Source organism: Rhodovulum sp. MB263, from assembly GCF_002073975.1.
In the GTDB taxonomy this organism is placed as follows: Bacteria; Pseudomonadota; Alphaproteobacteria; order Rhodobacterales; family Rhodobacteraceae; genus Rhodovulum.
The window spans coordinates 2,612,549-2,626,992 of record NZ_CP020384.1; the positions used below are offsets into that span (position 1 = coordinate 2,612,549).

Sequence of the window (14,444 nt, forward strand, 5' to 3'; positions counted from 1 at the left end):
GACCCGATGCCCGCGCAAAAGGACCTGACGATGCCGATCTACAATTACAGCTGCACCGCCTGCGAGGCCGAGTTCGAGCTTCTGCGCAGCCTCAGCGACGACAGCGCCCCGGCCTGCCCCGATTGCGGCAGTCCCGATCTCAGGCGCCTGCTGTCGCGCGTGGCGACCCCGGGCGGCAGCGCGAAACTTCTCAAAGGCGCGCGAAGCCTCGCCCGGAAGGAAGGACATTTCAGCAATTATTCGAAGGCCGAGCGGAAGAAGAGCGGGGTCTGAGCCCCGCGCAGCCCGGTCCCGTCCTCAGGCTGCTTGGCTCAGTCCTTCTGGCGCCGCCGCTTCTCGCGGAACTCGACCGCGAAGATCGCGGTCTGCGCGGCCAGAAACCCGAAGAAGACCGCCGCCGCGATCGAGGTCACGGTATGGACCGGCCCTGCGGTCAGATAGCCCCAGTCGGTCATGAGAAGGGTGACCAGCGTCACCGCGATGCCCACGCCCCAGGCGATCCGCCCTGTCGAAGGCTGTTTGCTGTCCTTGTCCATGCGCCGGAAAGTGGCACCGTCGGCTGCCACAGACAAGAGCGGCGTGCGGTCGCGGCCAGCCCTTCGCGCCCCCTCAGCGTGCCGCCTTCTCGGCGATCCCGCTGACCCCCTCGCGCCGGGCAAGCTCGGCCGCGACATCGGCCAGGCTCACATCGCGGGCAGCGAGCATCACCAGCAGGTGATAGACCACATCGGCCGCCTCGGCGGTCAGCCGGACACGGTCGCCTTTGACCGCCTCGATGATCGCCTCGACCGCCTCCTCGCCGAATTTCTCGGCACATTTCTCGGGGCCTTTCGAGAACAGCTTCGCGGTCCAGGAGGTATCCGGATCGGCGCCCTTGCGCGCCTCGACAGTGGCGGCAAGACGCGCCAGCGCCTCGAGATCGGATGCGCTCATGTCAGCCTCACGGGGATGCCGGCGGCGGCCATATGGGCCTTGGCCTCGCCGATGGTGAATTCGCCGAAATGGAAGATCGAGGCGGCCAGAACCGCACTGGCCCCGCCTTCGGTGACGCCCTCGACCAGGTGATCGAGCGTGCCGACCCCGCCCGAGGCGATCACCGGCACATCGACCGCATCGGAAATCGCGCGGGTCAGCGGCAGATTGAAGCCGGCGCGCGTGCCGTCCCGGTCCATGCTGGTCAGAAGGATCTCGCCCGCGCCCTTGGCGACCACCGTCCTTGCGAAATCGACCGCGTCGATGCCGGTGGACTTACGCCCGCCATGGGTAAAGATCTCCCACTTGCCGGGGCCCACGGTCTTGGCGTCGATGGCGACCACGATGCACTGGCTGCCGAACTGGTCGGCCGCCTCATGCACCACATCGGGGTTGGCGACCGCCGCCGAGTTGAAGCTGACCTTGTCGGCGCCCGCCAGCAACAGTGCGCGCACATCCTGGGCCGTCCGCACCCCGCCGCCCACGGTCAGAGGCATGAAGCACTGCTCGGCCGTCCGGCGCACCACGTCGAACATGGTGCCGCGATTTTCATGAGTCGCGTGAATGTCGAGAAAGCACAACTCGTCCGCCCCGGCCGCGTCATAGGCCTTGGCGGCCTCGACGGGATCGCCCGCATCGACGAGATTGACGAAATTGACCCCCTTGACCACGCGCCCCTCGGCCACGTCGAGACAGGGGATGATACGGATCTTCAGCATGGCGGCTCCTTTCGCGCCCTCATACCCTGCCGCCGCTCCGGTGGAAAGCGTCCCCGGCGGGGCTCTGCCCCGCACCCCGGGGGTATTTTCGCCAAGAAGAAACAGCGCCGTCTTCTTCCTGGCCGAAATACCCCGGGGGGGGGAGTCCGAAGGACGGGGGGCAGCGCCCCCCTTGCCTCAGCCCTTCAGCGCGGCCAGCGCTTCGGCAAGGTCGATGGCGCCGTCGTAAAGCGCGCGTCCCGAGATCGCCCCCGAGATGACCCCCGTCGCCTGAAGCGCCCTGAGATCGGCCAGTGACGAGACGCCGCCCGAGGCGATCACCGGGATCGAGACCGCGCGCGCCAGCGCCTCGGTCGCGGCCAGGTTCGGGCCCGCCATGGCGCCGTCGCGGTCTATATCGGTATAGATGATGGCCGAGACCCCGGCATCCTCGAAGGATTTCGCCAGATCCGTCGCCATCACGTCGGTTTCCTCGGCCCAGCCCTTGGTCGCGACCCGGCCCTTGCGGGCGTCGATGCCGACCGCGATCCGGCCCGGAAACGCCCGCGCGGCCTCGCGCACCAGGTCCGGGTTCTCGACTGCCACCGTCCCGAGGATCACCCGGGCAAGCCCCTTGCCCAGCCACATCTCGATCGTCGCCATGTCGCGGATACCGCCGCCGAGCTGGGCCGGAACCTCGACCGCGGCAAGGATCGCCTCGACGGCATCGGCATTGACGGGCGCGCCAGCGAAGGCGCCGTTCAGATCGACCAGATGCAGCCAGTCGCAGCCCGCCTTCTGGAAGGCCAGCGCCTGCGCGGCCGGATCCTCGCCGAATACCGTGGCCTTGTCCATGTCGCCCCTGAGCAGCCGCACACAGCGACCGTCCTTCAGATCGATGGCGGGATAGAGGATCATCGGCAGCGTCCTTTTCCGGTTCAGAGCCAAGGCTCTGTGGCAGGAACGCCCGCAGATTGCAACGGGACGCGACGCGGGACGCGCAGGCCATGCCCCTTGCCGGATCGCTGCCGACCTGCCAGATTCCCCTCATATGCTTTGGGAGGAGCACGATGCGTATCGCAATTCCGCTCGCGGCCCTGACACTGGCCGCCACCGCCGCCCTTGCCGACCCGGTCGAAGGGGTCTGGCAGACGCCGCTCGACGATAGCGGCCATTTCGGCCATATCCGGATCGCCCCCTGCGGAGACGCCATTTGCGGCACGCTGGTCCGCGCCTATGACCGCGAGGGCCGCCAGGTCGAAAGCGGCAAGATCGGGCGGCAGATCCTCTGGGACATGAAACCCCAGGGCGGGGGGCGCTACGGCAAGGGCAAGGTCTGGGCCCCCGACCGCGACAAGACCTACAATGGCAAGATGGCGCTCGAGGGCGATGTCCTTTCGGTCTCGGGCTGCGTCATCGGCATCTGCCGCGATGGCGGACGCTGGAAGCGGGTGAAATAGCCACTGCCGCCGCGCCCGGACCGGCTCAGCGACGGATCTCGACGGTCTGGCGCAGCGCACCGCTCGTGGCATCGTAGATCAGGATGCGGTCATCGCGAGTGACGATCGCCACCCAGTCGCGACCGCGCGTCACCGCCTCGGCCTCGGCCCCCTCGGGCAGCGTCAGCGCCGAAGGCAGCGGCAATGTCTCCTCCTGCCCCGGCATCCGGATGACAAAGAGCGCGACGATCACTAGAAAGCCGCCAATCATCGTCACCATCAACAGGGTGACGAGCATCCGCAGCAATTTGAGATCGGGGGGCAGCGCCTCCGGTTCGGGTTTGTCATCCATGTCCACGCCGCTCTCCTCGCCTCGTCGCCTCGCCGTCATCATCGGCCCGGCCCCGCCCGGCCGCCTTGATAAGGCGCTTGCCCGCGATGTGCCAGAGCAGGCCGGGCTGACCCGCTCGCGCCTGGCCAAGCTGATCGCCGCGGGCGCGGTCCGGCGAAACGGCATGGCGCTGACCGATGCCCGGGCGAAGGTGGCCGAGGGCGAGCAGCTCGAGATCGAGCTGGCCGAGCCCGTCGAGACCGAGACCCTTGCCGAGGACATCCCGCTGAGCGTGGTCTACGAGGACGACGCGCTGATCGTGATCGACAAGCCTGCGGGGCTTGTGGTCCATCCGGCGCCGGGCAGCCCCTCGGGCACGCTGGTCAACGCGCTGCTGGCCCATTGCGGCGCAAGCCTCGCGGGCATCGGCGGCGAGCGGCGGCCGGGCATCGTGCACCGGATCGACAAGGAGACCAGCGGCCTTCTGGTCGCGGCCAAGACCGACAAGGCCCATGCCGCCCTCGCCGCGCAATTCGCGGCCCATACCGTCGAGCGGCAATACAGCGCCCTCGTCCATGGCCTGCCCGACGCCTCGGACCCGCGCCTGAGGGGCATCGCCGGGACCAGCTTCGAGCCCGGCGGGGTGCTGCGGATCGCCACCCGGATCGGGCGCCACCGCACCGACCGGCAGCGCCAGGCGGTGCTGGCCGCGGGCGGGCGTCATGCGGTGACCCGGGTCCGGGTGATCAGCCCCTTCGGCACGCCCCCGGCGGCGGCGCTGGTCTCCTGCTGGCTGGAAACCGGACGCACCCACCAGATCCGGGTCCATATGGCCCATGCCGGGCACGGGCTGATCGGCGATCCGGTCTATGGCGGGCGGCGGCGGCTTTCGGAAAAGGCCCTGGGACGCGAGGCGGCGGCCGCTGCCGCCGCTTTCCCGCGGCAGGCGCTCCATGCCGCGACGCTGGGCTTCGTGCATCCCGAGACCGGCGAGACCCTGCGCTTTGCCGCCCCGCTGCCCGCCGACATGCAGGAACTGGTCCGGAGCCTCGAACGTTGAGACGGCGACGATCCGTTTTCTGCACAGATGCGTGAGCGGATGTAGCATTGACCCTTTTTCGACGGAATTCCGCACATTGTCCGTGTCATTATGCAGAGAGGCGGGAGTTGAACCGGTGGGTTCGATCATTACCTGCCTAGGAAAGATGCAGGAGCAACAGGGACCAGAATGAGCAACTATGCCAACCTTCCCGCCCCGTCCCCGGAACAGGGGCTGAACCGGTACCTGCAGGAGATCCGCAAATTCCCCCTGCTGGAGCCGGAAGAAGAATACATGCTGGCCAAGAGCTGGGTCGACCATCACGACACCGAGGCCGCGCACCGGCTGGTGACCTCGCATCTGCGGCTCGCGGCCAAGATCGCGATGGGCTATCGCGGCTACGGCCTGCCCCAGGCCGAGGTGATCTCGGAGGCCAATGTCGGGCTGATGCAGGCGGTCAAGCGGTTCGATCCGGAAAAGGGCTTCCGGCTCGCGACCTATGCGATGTGGTGGATCCGCGCCGCGATCCAGGAATACATCCTGCGGTCCTGGAGCCTTGTGAAGCTTGGCACCACCTCGGCCCAGAAGAAGCTGTTCTTCAACCTCCGCAAGGCCAAGGCCCGGATCGGCGCGCTGGAAGACGGCGACCTGAGGCCCGAGAACGTGCAGCGCATCGCCCATGACCTGAACGTCACCGAGGACGAGGTCATCTCCATGAACCGGCGCCTTTCGGGGGGCGACGCCTCGCTGAATGCGATGGTCGGCAGCGATGGCGACACCACGACCGAATGGCAGGACTGGCTCGAGGACGAGGATGCCAACCAGGCCGATGCCTATGCCGAGAAGGACGAGCTTGACAGCCGCCGTGCGCTTCTGACCGAGGCGATGGATGTGCTGAACGACCGCGAGAAGGACATCCTGATGCAGCGCCGGCTGAAGGAACAGCCGGTGACGCTGGAAGATCTGTCCGCAGTCTACAATGTCAGCCGCGAGCGGATCCGGCAGATCGAGGTTCGCGCCTTCGAGAAGCTGCAGAAGCGGATGAAGGATCTCGCCAGCCAGAAAGGTCTGCTTGCCCAAGTGTGACACGGGTGTGACACGGTCTGACCTGGGCTGACATGGCCCGACATGAGCGGGCAGGAAACGCCCGGACCTCGTGTTGTCCGTTCAGGGAAGCGCCCCATTCCACGATCATCGCGGGCGCGGTCGGGCTGAGTGCCCCTTTGTATCCGGTGTGTGGAAATGGTTTCGGGCACTCGACCTTCCCTCGACAGGCTCGCCGAGGCGGCAACGAAGGCGGATATCGACAGCTTCGAGGCGATTTCCGACGCCTTGCGGAACAGGGCCGTGGCCGAGGACCGACTGCGGCCCGGGCTCCTTCGCGAGATTGCCGCGGAAAGATGCCGGCTCACTGCAACTCCGGCCTTCCGGGATCTGAATGCCCGGCTCCGGGACGCCCATGCGGCAGCCGAACGCTGCGGCGACAGCGGGCGCCTGCAGACCCTCTCGGCGGCGCTGCGGCGTCAGAACGCGGTCCTGCTGGCCGCGCTGCGCGCCCCCGAGGCACGGCATGAACTCCTGCCCGGCCCCGCCCGGGCGCTGTTCGACGCCATCGCCACCGGCGATCTCCCAGGGCTCGGCGCGGCCTTGCGCGATGCCGATCCCAATGCCCGCTACGGCAGTCGCGGCGAGACCGCGCTTGGCCGGGCGCTGTCGGTCGAGCGCCGCTCGCCCGCGGTCCTGCGGCAGCTGATCGCCGCCGGAGCCGACCCGAATGAGGGCGCTGCGGGCGGCCATGCCCCGCTCCATGCGCTTGGCATCTATCCCCGCCCCTGGGAACCGCCCGAGATCACGGCCAGGCTCGCCCGGCTGCTGGTCGAGGCCGGGGCCGCGCTCGAGGCCGAGACCGAGGCCTATCGCTGGACCCCGCTGCATCGCGCCGTGCTGGAAGGCACGCCGCCGGTGCTGGAGGCATTGCTGGCGCTCGGGGCCGATCCCGACCGCCCCTTCGACGACCGCTCCGAACCCTGGTTCACGCCCGGCCGTCTGCCGTTGCAGATCGCGGCGGCCGATCATGCCATGGTCGACTGCCTGCTCCGGTACGGCGCCCGGCCCCATGCGCTCGATGCCCGGGGCGAGGGTGTCCTGCCCTATCTCGAAGGCCGGCTCGGTCAGCCCCTCGCCTGCGGCGGGCCGGGCGGCCTTTACCGGGGCGAAGTCGAGCGCGCGATACGCACCATCCGGGCCTGGCCGCACCCGTCGTGACCGCGGGCCGCAGCAGCGTTCCGGGCGCGCGCCCGTCCGCTCAGGGCATCAGGGCCAGCCAGACCCAGACCGTCAGGATCGAGCCCAGCGTCGCGAACAGCACCGCCGAGGCCGCGACCCGCCGCGCCGCGCCATACATGTTGGCAAAGATATAGGCATTGACCCCCGGCGCCATCGCCGCCGTCAGCACCGCCGAGCGGAACTGTCCGGTGGACAGGCCCAGCATCGTGCCCATGCCCCAGACCACCGCCGGATGCAGCACCAGAGACACGGCGCAGGCGAACAGAACCGTGCGCAGATCGCCCTCGGGGCGGTAGCGCGCCAGCACCCCGCCCAGCCCGAACAGCGCGGCGGGCAGCGCCGCCTTCACCATCAGATCGACCGCATTCTGAACCACCAGCGGCACCGGGATGCCGCCCAGGTTGACCGCCAGCCCCAGCGCGATGCCGATCACCAGCGCGTTGCGGAACATCGCCCGAAAGATCGCGCCCGAGGTCCGCACCAGCCCCGCGCCGCGATTGCGCACGATCTCCATCGCGGTCAGCCCGACACCGTAGCAGATCGGCGAATGCACCGCGATGATGGCATAGTTGGGGGTCAGAGCCTCGGCACCGAAGGCGCGCTCGGTGATCGGGATGCCCAGCAGGACCGAATTCGAGAACAGCCCGATGAAGCCGATCGCGACGCTGTCCTCCCAGGTCCGCCGGAACATGAACCGCGCGCCCAGAAGCCCCGCGGCAAAGCCCGACAGCGCCCCGGTATAAAAACTCAGAAGCAACCGCCAGTCGAAATTCTGCCCCAGATCCAGCGTCGAGACCGCGCGGAACAACAGGCAGGGAATGGCGAAATGCTGGGTGAACTTCATCAGTCCGTCGACGCCGGAATCGGAAAACAGCCCGCGCCAGACAGCGACATAGCCGAAACCGAGCACTAGGAAGACCGGAAGGATGACCTCGATCAGCGCTTCCATCAATCGGCCAGGCGCAGAACCATGCCGTCATAGGCCGGGGTCACGCTGTCGGGGGTCTCTGCCTCGAGCCGGTCATAGTCGAGATCGATATGCATGTTGGTCAGCACCGCGCGGCGCGGCGCGGCGCGCTCGATATAGCCAAGCGCGGCCTCGAGGTTCAGATGGGTCGGATGGGGCGCATAGCGCAGCGCATCCAGCACCAGGATTTCGAGCCCCTCGAGCAGCGGCCAGCTTTCCTCGTAAAGCTCGGCCACGTCGGGCAGATAGGCCAGCCCCCCGATCCGGAAGCCCAGCGCGTCGATGGCACCGTGACGGGCGCGGAACGGCATCAGCGTGAGCGCCCCCCCTGCCCCCATCACGGTCACCGGCCCGTCGATCGGGTGCAGATCGAGGATCGGCGGATAGGGCGAGCCCTCGGGCTGAATGAAGGCATAGCCAAAGCGCGAGATCAGCGCCTCCTGGGTCGGCCCGTCGGCCCAGACCGGCAGCCGCCGGCGCATGTTGAAGACAATCTGGCGCAGATCGTCGATGCCATGGACATGATCGGCATGGGCATGGGTATAGACCACCGCGTCGATCTCTCCCACGCGCGCCTGCAGCAGCTGCGCGCGCAGATCGGGCGAGGTGTCGATCAGCACCCGGGTCACGCCCGCCGCGGTCTCGCGCTCGACCAGCATCGAGCAGCGCTGGCGGCGGTTCTTAGGATTGTCGGGGTCGCAGGCGCCCCAATGCCCGCCCAGCCGCGGCACACCGCCCGACGAGCCGCAGCCAAGGATGGTGAAGCGCAGCTCGGCGCTCACGCCGCGGCCCGCCAGCCGGCGGCCTTCGCGAAGAGCCGGTCGAAATTCTCCTGGGTCCGGGCCGCGAATTCGGCAGGCTCGAGACCGAAGACCTCGGCCCCGACCCGCGCGGTATGGGCGGCGAAGGCGGGCTCGTTGCGCTTGCCCCGATGGGGCGGCGGCGCCAGATAGGGAGCGTCGGTCTCGACCAGGATCCGCTCGAGGGGGGCTGCGGCAAAGATCTCGCGGATCTCCTTCGATTTCGGGAAGGTGGCGATACCCGACATCGATAGGTAGAATCCGAGATCGAGCGCGGCACGGGCCAGTTCGGGCGACGAGCTGAAACAATGCATCACGCAGCCATAGGCGCCGTTGCGATATTCCCCGGCCAGAATCTCCGCCATGTCGTCATCGGCTGCGCGGGAATGGATGATCAGGGGCAGCCCGCTGTCGCGCGCGGCGGCGATATGGATACGCAGGCTCTGCTTCTGCACCTCGGCCGAGTCGGCGCTGTAGTGATAGTCGAGCCCGGTCTCGCCGATGCCCACGAATTTCGGATGCGTCGTCAGCGCCAGCAGCTCGTCGAGCGTGGCCATCGGCTCTTCGGCCGCGCTCATCGGATGGGTGCCGGCGGCGTAGAAGACGGGCGCATAGCGCTCGGCGATCTCGCGCACCTGCGGCTCCTGCCGCAGGCGGGTGCAGATCGTCACCATGCGGGTGACGCCAGCGGCCTCGGCCCGGGCCACCACCTGGTCCAGTTCATTCGCGAAGTCGGGGAAGTCGAGGTGACAGTGGCTGTCGGTAATCTGGGGGGTCTCGGTGTCGCTCATCTCGCCTCAGGCGGCCAGTCGGCCGGCGGTCTCGTCCAGTCTGAGAACCGTATCGAGGATGAGGGAAGCCGGGTCAAGGTTCACCGCCCGGCCCTGGCGGGCGCGCGCAGTCAGTTCCTGCGCGGCTTCGGCCCAGACCCGCGCCGCATGGGCATCGGGGGCCAGCCGGGTCAGAAGCGCGGCCTCGCCTGCCGCGGCCTCGGGCGGGGGGGTGCCGGTGGCGCCGGTCCGGGCCAGCCGGGTCAGCGCCAGTTCGATCAGCCTCAGCACCAGATCGAAACGCCCTTCCGCGCCCCTCCCCGCCGTGCTTTCGGCAATTTTCAGAAGCCGCATCCGGTCGAGCCGGGGATGCCCGGCCAGAAGCGCCACCAGATCGGCATAAAGCGCAAGACCGTCCTGCCGGGCCAGCCGGATCGCCTCGCCGACCGAGCCGCCCGACAGTTCGGCCAGCGCGGCGCCATGGCTGTCATCCTGCCCCGCCTGCGCCAGCGCCTCTGCCATCTCGGCAGGCCCGAGCGGCCCCAGCCGGAGCTCGCGGCAGCGCGAGCGGATCGTCGGCAGAAGCCGCGCGGGCGAATGGCTGACCAGCAGCAGCGTCGCATTCGCGGGCGGCTCCTCCAGGAGTTTCAGCAGCGCATTGGCCGCGCTCACATTCATCTCGTCGGCGGAATCGACGATCACCACCCGCCGTCCGCCCTCGGCCGAGGACAGCGCGAAGAAGGATTTCAGCCGCCGCACATCGTCGACCCGGATCTCGGCCGACAGCGCGTTGCCCTTGTCGTTGGACCCCCGCCGGAGCACGAAAAGCCCGGGCTCGGATTGCGCCGCCATCCGCCGCGCGACCGGGTGATCTGCCGGAACCGCAAGACTGTCGGGCGCGGGCGCGGCCCCGAAAAGCCCCGCGCCCTCTGCCGCTGCGGGCCGGGTCAGCAGAAAGCGCGCGACCGACCAGGCCAGCGTCGCCTTGCCCACCCCGCGCGGCCCGGTGATCAGCCAGCCGTGATGCATCCGCCCGCCCGCGAAGGCCTCGAGGAACGCGGCCTCGGCGGCCTCCTGGCCGATCAGGCGGAGCGTGTCGCGCGGATGCGGCGCGCCCTCGATCCGGTCGGGTTCGGGAAGCTCGGCCTCGCTCATGCCAGCGCCTCGTCCGTCAGCCGGGCGATGTCGCGGGCAACCTCTTCGGGCGCGCGGTCGGCCGCGATCACGCGGCAGCGGCCGGGAAACTCGGCGGCAAGGTCCAGAAAGCCCTGGCGGCTGCGGGCCTGCAACGCCTCGCCGAAATCCTCGAACCGCTCCTCATGCCCGTTGCGCCCCCTGGCCCGCGCAAGCCCGGTCTCGGGGGGCATGTCGAGAAGGAAGGTCAGGTCGGGCTCGCAGCCGATCATCAGATCGTGCAGCCGGTCCACCATGGCCCGCAGGTCTCCCCGGGTGATGCCCTGATAGATCCGGGTGGAATCGGCGAAGCGGTCGCAGATCACCACCGCACCGCGATCGAGCGCGGGACGGACCGTCCTTTCCAGATGGTCGCGCCGGGCCGCCGTGAACAGAAGAAGCTCGGTCTCGGGCGACCAGCGGTCGGGGTCGCCCTCGAGCACCAGCCGCCGGATCTGCTCGGCCCCCGGACTGCCGCCGGGCTCGCGCGTCAGCACGACCTCGCGGCCCTGGCCGCGCAACCGCTCGGCAAGCCGGCGCGCCTGGGTCGATTTGCCCGAACCGTCGATACCCTCGAAACTGATGAACCGCGCGCCCCTGCCCATCTCAGAGATCGGCGGCCTTCTCTTCGGCCCAGCGCAGGATCACCTCGGTCGCGGTCCGCAGCCGCGGCACGAAGCCTCCCCGCGCCACGTCGCGCTCGGCCACCAGCGGCACCCTCAGGGGCTCCATGTCGGGACGCTGGATCACCAGCTCGCCCAGCTCCTGGCCGGCCGCGATCGGCGCCAGCACCGGATCGTGGTAATGCACCTCGGCCTCGACCGTGTCGCGCACGACGGCGGGCAGCAGCACTTCCAGATCGTCGCGGGCGACAAGGCCGACCTTCTCGATCTCGCCCATCCAGACATCGGTCTCGGCCAGCCGTTCGCCCCGGCGCAGAACGTCGCGCTGGACGAACTGGCGGAACGCCCAGTTGATGATCCGCTCGCCTTCCTCGGCGCGCTGCTCGGAACTGTCCAGCCCCGAGACCACGAAGGTGACCCGCCGCCCGTTCTGCAGCGCCGAACCGACGAGCCCATAGCCCGCCTCCTCGGTATGGCCGGTCTTCAGCCCGTCGGCGCCGATCCCGAGCTTCAGAAGCGGGTTGCGGTTGAAGCGGTTCTGCGGCGCGCGGCCGTCATAATCGTATTCCTGCTCGCCGAAGAAACCGTAATATTCGGGAAACTCGTCGATCAGCCGCATCGCCAGAACGCCCAGATCATGCATGCTCATGCGCTGGTTGGGATGCGGCCAGCCGCTGGCATTGGCGAAGGTCGAATTGGTCATGCCCAGCACATGGGCGCGCTCGGTCATCAGCCGGGCGAAGGCCTCTTCGGTGCCCGCCAGCCCCTCGGCCACCACCACGCAGGCATCGTTGCCCGACTGCACGATGATGCCCTGGATCAGGTCCTCGACGGTCGGCCGGTCGCGCTCGTTGAGAAACATCGTCGAGCCGCCCATCGCCATCGCCCTGGACGAGACCGAGAACTGGGTCTCGAGCGTCACCCGGCCGTCGCGCAGCGCCTCGAACAGCATGTTCAGCGTCATCAGCTTGGACATCGAGGCCGGCGGCACCGGCTGATCGGCATTCTTCGACAAGAGCACGGTGCCGGTCGACTGGTCGACGACATAGGCAGCGCCCGCCCGGGTCTCGAAACTGGCCTGGGCCGGAGCGGCAAGCGCCAGCAGGGAAAGGGCCCCGGCAAGGGCGGACAGGAAGGTCGGTCGCATGGTCACCTCTCGCATTGGGTCCGGCGTCGCAGGGACGGCTCAGCGGTTGACGGCACAGGCATCGTCACGGCCCGGCCCGGCCCGCGCACCGCCCCGATCAGCGCCGTCCGGTCGGCTTCGGTCTTAGCGGGACCGGCGACGACGCGCCAGAGCCGCCGCCCTCCCGGATCCGGCGCGCGGATTTCGGCCGAGAGCCCGGCCTTGCCGAACCGCACGCCCCTCGCCGCTGCCCCGTCGGCGCTCTCGGACGTGGCCAGCAGCACGAAACCGCCCTTGCCCGCTTCCGCGCCCGGGGCCTCTGCTCTCCGGACCGCAGCCTGCCGCACAGGCGCGCGCCGGAGCGCGGAGACGGCGATCCCGGACGGCGTCCCTTCCGGCAGCCCGATCTGCGCCGCGGCTTTCAAGGACACCCGCAGCCGCCGCCCTCGGGGGGCGCCTTCGCGTCGGAGCAGCGTCCCCGCAGCCGACCGGCCGGTTCCGGAATTGAGGATCGGAACGCCTCCGGGAACGGCCGCATCGGGAGGCGCACCGCGGAGCCCGGCCGGCGCGGACCGTCCGTCCCGGAACCCGGCCTTCTCGACATGGAAGATCTCCGGCGCCTCGACCTTCTCGTCTTCCGCCGCCGCGGCAATGGCAGGCTCGACCCGGACAGGCGCAGGATGGGCAGGCGCAGCACGGGGGCCGCCTGTCCTGAAAAACCCGGTACCGGCGCCCATCTGGCAGGCGGCCAAACCGCCCGCAGCGCCCGGAAGGACCGCCACAGGCGCCATCCGATATGCTTGCATGCCTTGCCCCTCTTTCGCGCAGGTTCACCATGCTGCGTCGTCTTCGCGCCCGGGGTGCCGGGCCGACCGGCCCGCGCCTCGGGACGATGTCTGAAAGCATAGCCCCGGAGCGCCTGCAAGAAAAGCCGCCTCCCCATCGCTTTTCCCGTCCCCATCCCCGTCCCCGCGCCGCGATTCCCCCAACGCCCCTTGGGGAGAGAGAAGGCAGTTGTCGCCCCGGGGCCGAGCGGGTAAGTCTGATCTGCACTGTCCGGACCGGCGGCCACCTCTCCTTGGGTCAGGCCCAAAATGCGACAGCGACATAAGGATGAGTGGCCGAGCGGTCGAAGGCACTGGTCTTGAAAACCAGCGAACCGAAAGGTTCCGTGGGTTCGAATCCCACCTCATCCGCCAAGATCCATAAGACATTGATTTAACCGGGACGAAAGGCCACCCCGCATCAAACCCGCGATCCGGTGAGACCCTCGGCGCGGGCCGGGTCTTCCACCGGTCAGGGGAAAGCGCCACCAACGGGAGACCGGCGCCAACCGCGACACCAGACAGGCCCTTCGCCACGACGCCTGTCCCGTTTTGCCGCGCGGCCGCGATTTCGCACCTTCCCCTCGGTCGTCGCCCCTCGTGCAATCCCCATCATCCCTCCTTGTCGATATAGCGCCTGGGCGTCTCGCCCGTCATCTGCCGGAAGAATGCGATGAAGGCGCTGTCGCTCGAGAAGCCCAGTTCCGATGCCACCCGCGTCACGCCAAGCCCCGAGGCAAGCAGGTCCACCGCCCGCAGGAGCCGCCAGCTTTGCCGCCATGCCTGATAGCTCATGCCCGTCTCGCGGCGGAAGATGCGCGAGATCGTCCGCGCGGTGACGGCGATGCGGCCCGACAGGACCTCCAGCCCCGGCGGAAGCTCGTCGAGATCGAGCCGGGCCAGACGCGGATCGGAGGGCACCGGCAGCAGCATGGGTTCATGCCGCGCCGTGGCAAGCTCATCCAGACAGACCGCCAGCAAATTCCGCGCCACTCCCGCAGACCAGTCCGTGTCGAAGGTCTGCAGGCTCATGCGTTCGAACACCTCGCGCAACAGCGGGGTCATCGCGACGATCGCCGTCCCGGCAAAGGGTACGGCGACACGGGTCCCGTCGAGATAGATGGAACGGTATTCAACCTCGCTGCGGATGGTGACGCGATGCGGCGTTCCGGGCGGGATCCATGCCATCCGGATCGGCGGCAGGATCGAGGTCGCGTCAGGCAGCCTGATCCGGATCGATCCTGCATGGGCGAAAAGCAGCTGGCCACGCGCATGGCTGTGCCAACCGGAATCGTGCTGAACCATGCGCGAGGCGATGCCGACGACCGGCCGGGCCAGTCGGTCGACATCGAACGGGTCCGACGGTGCCAGCCATGCCACGGCGCTTCCCCCCATG

Annotated in this window: 18 protein-coding genes and 1 tRNA gene; 6 read left to right on the forward strand and 13 right to left on the reverse strand. The window is 68.9% G+C overall.

What is annotated here, in order from left to right:
* Positions 1-6: 6 nt before the first annotated feature.
* Positions 7-273, forward strand: coding sequence for a zinc ribbon domain-containing protein (locus tag B5V46_RS12210; protein ID WP_231119108.1), 267 nt, complete (start codon positions 7-9; stop codon positions 271-273).
* A 38-nt stretch (positions 274-311) separates the two neighbouring features.
* On the opposite strand, the gene B5V46_RS12215 is transcribed toward B5V46_RS12210, so the two are convergent.
* From B5V46_RS12215 to hisA, 4 genes are all read right to left on the reverse strand, one after another.
* A complete protein-coding gene (locus B5V46_RS12215; RefSeq protein WP_080616857.1) occupies positions 312-536 on the reverse strand; it encodes a hypothetical protein in 225 nt (74 codons plus the stop codon).
* A gap of 73 nt (positions 537-609) precedes the next feature.
* Positions 610-933, reverse strand: coding sequence for a phosphoribosyl-ATP diphosphatase (locus tag B5V46_RS12220; protein WP_080616858.1), 324 nt, complete (start codon positions 931-933; stop codon positions 610-612).
* Positions 930-1,691, reverse strand: coding sequence for an imidazole glycerol phosphate synthase subunit HisF (gene hisF, locus B5V46_RS12225; protein WP_080616859.1), 762 nt, complete (start codon positions 1,689-1,691; stop codon positions 930-932). Before hisF ends, B5V46_RS12220 begins: the two co-directional genes overlap by 4 nt.
* A 177-nt stretch (positions 1,692-1,868) precedes the next feature.
* Positions 1,869-2,588, reverse strand: coding sequence for a 1-(5-phosphoribosyl)-5-[(5-phosphoribosylamino)methylideneamino]imidazole-4-carboxamide isomerase (gene hisA / locus B5V46_RS12230; protein WP_080616860.1), 720 nt, complete (start codon positions 2,586-2,588; stop codon positions 1,869-1,871).
* 152 nt (positions 2,589-2,740) lie between these two features.
* On the opposite strand from hisA, the gene B5V46_RS12235 reads away from it, so the two are divergent.
* Entirely contained in the window at positions 2,741-3,130 is a 390-nt protein-coding gene (locus B5V46_RS12235; protein ID WP_080616861.1) for a DUF2147 domain-containing protein, read from the forward strand.
* Between the two features lie 25 nt (positions 3,131-3,155).
* On the opposite strand, the gene B5V46_RS12240 is transcribed toward B5V46_RS12235, so the two are convergent.
* On the reverse strand, positions 3,156-3,461 hold the full coding sequence (locus tag B5V46_RS12240; RefSeq protein WP_080616862.1) for a DUF6476 family protein: 306 nt from the start codon (positions 3,459-3,461) through the stop codon (positions 3,156-3,158).
* Here B5V46_RS12240 and B5V46_RS12245 point away from each other — a divergent pair.
* The 3 genes from B5V46_RS12245 (at position 3,460) to B5V46_RS12255 (ending at position 6,744) form a co-directional block, all read left to right on the forward strand.
* Positions 3,460-4,500, forward strand: coding sequence for an RluA family pseudouridine synthase (locus tag B5V46_RS12245; RefSeq protein ID WP_080616863.1), 1,041 nt, complete (start codon positions 3,460-3,462; stop codon positions 4,498-4,500). The genes B5V46_RS12240 and B5V46_RS12245 overlap by 2 nt on opposite strands.
* A gap of 168 nt (positions 4,501-4,668) precedes the next feature.
* Entirely contained in the window at positions 4,669-5,565 is an 897-nt protein-coding gene (gene rpoH, locus B5V46_RS12250) for an RNA polymerase sigma factor RpoH (RefSeq protein ID WP_080616864.1), read from the forward strand.
* A gap of 156 nt (positions 5,566-5,721) precedes the next feature.
* Positions 5,722-6,744 carry an ankyrin repeat domain-containing protein gene (locus B5V46_RS12255; protein ID WP_080616865.1) on the forward strand — a complete coding sequence of 341 codons (1,023 nt, stop codon included), beginning with the start codon at positions 5,722-5,724 and terminating at the stop codon, positions 6,742-6,744.
* Positions 6,745-6,784: 40 nt separating this feature from the next.
* Here the strand turns inward: B5V46_RS12255 and B5V46_RS12260 are convergent, their stop codons facing one another.
* The 7 genes from B5V46_RS12260 to B5V46_RS12290 are packed head-to-tail and all read right to left on the reverse strand — an operon-like array spanning position 6,785 to position 13,030.
* The gene (locus tag B5V46_RS12260; RefSeq protein WP_080616866.1) at positions 6,785-7,714 is read right to left on the reverse strand and encodes an AEC family transporter; all 930 of its coding nucleotides are present in this window, start codon (positions 7,712-7,714) and stop codon (positions 6,785-6,787) included.
* Positions 7,714-8,514: an MBL fold metallo-hydrolase gene (locus B5V46_RS12265; RefSeq protein WP_080616867.1), complete on the reverse strand. Its 801-nt coding sequence runs from the start codon at positions 8,512-8,514 to the stop codon at positions 7,714-7,716. Before B5V46_RS12265 ends, B5V46_RS12260 begins: the two co-directional genes overlap by 1 nt.
* Positions 8,511-9,323 carry a TatD family hydrolase gene (locus B5V46_RS12270; RefSeq protein WP_080616868.1) on the reverse strand — a complete coding sequence of 271 codons (813 nt, stop codon included), beginning with the start codon at positions 9,321-9,323 and terminating at the stop codon, positions 8,511-8,513. The genes B5V46_RS12265 and B5V46_RS12270 overlap by 4 nt, the downstream gene beginning before the upstream one ends.
* A gap of 6 nt (positions 9,324-9,329) precedes the next feature.
* The gene (locus B5V46_RS12275) at positions 9,330-10,457 is read right to left on the reverse strand and encodes a DNA polymerase III subunit delta' (protein ID WP_080616869.1); all 1,128 of its coding nucleotides are present in this window, start codon (positions 10,455-10,457) and stop codon (positions 9,330-9,332) included.
* Positions 10,454-11,080, reverse strand: coding sequence for a dTMP kinase (gene tmk / locus B5V46_RS12280; protein ID WP_080616870.1), 627 nt, complete (start codon positions 11,078-11,080; stop codon positions 10,454-10,456). Before tmk ends, B5V46_RS12275 begins: the two co-directional genes overlap by 4 nt.
* A gap of 1 nt (position 11,081) precedes the next feature.
* The gene (locus B5V46_RS12285) at positions 11,082-12,245 is read right to left on the reverse strand and encodes a D-alanyl-D-alanine carboxypeptidase family protein (protein WP_196774240.1); all 1,164 of its coding nucleotides are present in this window, start codon (positions 12,243-12,245) and stop codon (positions 11,082-11,084) included.
* Between the two features lie 2 nt (positions 12,246-12,247).
* Positions 12,248-13,030 carry a hypothetical protein gene (locus B5V46_RS12290; RefSeq protein ID WP_196774241.1) on the reverse strand — a complete coding sequence of 261 codons (783 nt, stop codon included), beginning with the start codon at positions 13,028-13,030 and terminating at the stop codon, positions 12,248-12,250.
* A gap of 305 nt (positions 13,031-13,335) precedes the next feature.
* On the opposite strand from B5V46_RS12290, the gene B5V46_RS12295 reads away from it, so the two are divergent.
* Positions 13,336-13,423 (forward strand) — tRNA-Ser (locus B5V46_RS12295).
* Positions 13,424-13,660: 237 nt separating this feature from the next.
* Here the strand turns inward: B5V46_RS12295 and B5V46_RS12300 are convergent.
* Positions 13,661-14,443 carry a helix-turn-helix transcriptional regulator gene (locus B5V46_RS12300; RefSeq protein ID WP_196774242.1) on the reverse strand — a complete coding sequence of 261 codons (783 nt, stop codon included), beginning with the start codon at positions 14,441-14,443 and terminating at the stop codon, positions 13,661-13,663.
* Position 14,444: the final 1 nt, after the last annotated feature.